Genomic DNA, 369 nt, shown 5'->3' with positions numbered 1-369 from the left:
CGCAGCGGTGGCTGCTCCGTCCGATATCGCGGTCTGCGCTGACCCAATGGCGATCGAGTCCAGCCCCGCGAGGCCGTTCATAGTCGCGGTGCTGCCAATGCGCATTGAGAAAGTTCCACCCGAGATATCGGCGAGGCCGATTTGACCTCCGTTGACATATAACGAGCCCCCAAGGCTCAGGTTTGATGCCCAAGGTGGTGAACCATTGAGGTGGGTGCCATAGAAGGTTGAGTGCGTAGTCTGAGTCGATAGGTTGGCGTTGCACTCCGATTGTGTGACCTGCGACTGATAAGTGACTGCGCTGCCATCAAAAATTAAGGCGCAGGTCGGGTCGGTACCGTTGTTGACAAACAGCTGCGCGTTCGCAGA

General features: G+C 57.5%; 1 protein-coding gene. It reads right to left on the bottom strand.

Features of this window, described 5'->3' with window-relative positions; genetic code table 11:
* Positions 1-369 (bottom strand): hypothetical protein (locus SB752_RS32025; RefSeq protein ID WP_410719443.1); only part of this gene is annotated, 369 nt, incomplete at both ends.

The sequence above is a fragment of the Brevibacillus sp. SIMBA_040 genome, from assembly GCF_046535075.1.
In the GTDB taxonomy this organism is placed as follows: Bacteria; Bacillota; Bacilli; order Brevibacillales; family Brevibacillaceae; genus Brevibacillus.
This window is presented reverse-complemented; position numbering and strand designations above follow the sequence as displayed.